General features: G+C 61.9%; 3 protein-coding genes (1 of these 3 only partly in view). 2 read left to right on the top strand and 1 reads right to left on the bottom strand.

All coding sequences use genetic code 11. The features are described from left to right. Positions 1 to 906, top strand: partial view of a M23 family metallopeptidase gene (locus IYX23_RS05810; RefSeq protein WP_196392137.1) — the 3' end only. 1,110 nt of this gene lie to the left of the window's left edge; 906 of the gene's 2,016 nt are visible here — the last part of the coding sequence; its start codon lies beyond the left edge, outside the window; its stop codon occupies positions 904 to 906. Between the two features lie 50 nt (positions 907 to 956). Here the strand turns inward: IYX23_RS05810 and IYX23_RS05815 are convergent, their stop codons facing one another. Continuing rightward, complete coding sequence (locus IYX23_RS05815; protein ID WP_196392136.1) at positions 957 to 1,223, bottom strand: phosphopantetheine-binding protein; 267 nt, start codon at positions 1,221 to 1,223, stop codon at positions 957 to 959. A 312-nt stretch (positions 1,224 to 1,535) separates the two neighbouring features. Here IYX23_RS05815 and IYX23_RS05820 point away from each other — a divergent pair. Then, positions 1,536 to 1,879: transposase (locus IYX23_RS05820; RefSeq protein ID WP_196398812.1), on the top strand; the 344-nt coding region annotated here is incomplete at its 3' end.

The following is a 1,879-nucleotide window of genomic DNA, read 5'->3' on the forward strand; positions in this document are numbered from 1 at the left end:
GGCGCATTCATGCAGACGCCGACGGCGCCCACGTCTCTTGCAAACAATGGCCGGTCGAAGTCGCATAATGAGGGCGAGGAAGATGAAGGCGCCATGCGCCTTTACGATTCCCTTTACGAAACCGCTCTCAAGCAGCAGATTCCGCGGCCGATCATCAATGAGCTCGTACGGGTTTTCGCAAATGACGCCGATCTGCAGCGCGGCGTCTCGGGCGGCGATACGTTCGACATCTTCTACGACGAAGCGGAGGACGGCGCGAGCGTAGGTCGCGACGCGCTGCTCTATGCGTCGCTGACGACTCGAAACGAGACCTATCGCTATTATCGCTTTTTTACCCCGGACGACGGGCTGCTCGACTACTACGACGAGAACGGCCGCTCGAGCCGCAAATTCCTTGTGCGCAAGCCAATCGCCATCGGCGAAACGCGCTCTGGCTTCGGCATGCGCCGCCATCCGATTCTCGGCTATTACAAGATGCACACCGGCGTCGATTGGGCGGCGCCGATCGGCACGCCGATTCTCGCCGCCGGCAATGGCACGGTCATCAAGGCGCACTGGGATTCGGGCTATGGACGGCGCGTCGAGATCCAGCACGCCAACGGTTACATCACCACCTACAACCACATGTCAGGCTTTGCGCGCAGCGTGAAGGAAGGCATGCGGGTCAAGCAGGGCCAGGTGATCGGCTTCCTCGGCTCGACCGGATTGTCGACGGGACCGCACCTTCATTACGAGGTGATGGTCAATGGCCATTTCGTCGATCCGATGCGCGTCAAGCTGGCGCGCACGCGCGAGATTGAGGGCCGGCTTCTCGCAGAATTCAGGAAAGAGCGCGATCGCATTGAATCGCTGATGGCGAAGGCGCCGAACAACAGCGCCAAAGTGGCGACTCGTCAGGTCCGGTAAGCGACGATCTTTTGTTGTCGCTTCGGCGCAGCCGGCCCGAATCGCCTCTCTTAGGCCGCCTGGAGCCATTCATAGGCGGGCGCAAACTGGGCGGCGCGAATGACGCGGACAATATTCTCCATCGTCGCCATCGTCTGGCGATTGAGCGAGTCGCGCGGGAATTCGACGCGAAAGTCACGCTCGATCGCGAGCAGCAGGCGGATCGCCGTATAGGGCGTCATGCCCAGTTCATAGAGATTGGCGCGCGGCGTCAGATGGCGCGCCGGAACGCAGATCTGGGCTTCCTGGTCGATCAGGCTTTGGATGGTCTCGAACATTTCGCTCTCCCTTGCCGCTTCGCAATTCGATGATCCAAAGCTATCGGGAGCCCGGGGAAATGTTCGTGCGCCGACACACATGGAGAACCGCAGGGGAATCGGGTGAAGAATTGTTTTCCTCACCCTCATCCTTGTAACTTAAACCGTGCCGGATCGGCTAACATTGCCGCTGCGGTGGCGGACGGGACGCCGGCTCATCCTCGGGCGATCGAGCCCGTTCCTCAGCTTGGCCGCCCGTCTGCCGTTCCATCGAACCCGAACAGTCGCTTGGGCCGCGCGAAGCGAAGCCCGCTTAGGCAAGGACGGGACATGATGGACGCTGTATATGTCGGGATCGATGTTTCCAAAGACCGGCTTGATGTGCATGCGCTTCCGCAAGGCGCGGCCTTTATGGTGGCGCGTAATGGCGAAGGCGTTGCGCAGCTCGTCGAACGGCTAAAAGGGCTGTCGCCCGCGTTGATCGCGCTCGAAGCCACCGGCGGCTTCGAGACCGTGGTCGCTGCGGCGCTTGCCGCCGCCTCTCTGCCCATCGTCGTCGTCAATCCGGCGCAGGTGCGTCACTTTGCGCAGGCGCTTGGTCGGCGCGCCAAGACCGATCCGATCGACGCCGCGGTCATCGCCCGCTTCGCGCAAGCGACGCAACCCGCTGCGCGTCC

Source organism: Methylocystis sp. L43 (assembly GCF_015709525.1).
Lineage (GTDB): Bacteria > Pseudomonadota > Alphaproteobacteria > Rhizobiales > Beijerinckiaceae > Methylocystis.

What these genes read in the sequence shown, in the direction of transcription:
- IYX23_RS05815 (WP_196392136.1), bottom strand. Translation starts at nt 1,223, where the DNA reads ATGTTCGAGACCATCCAAAGCCTGATCGACCAGGAAGCCCAGATCTGC.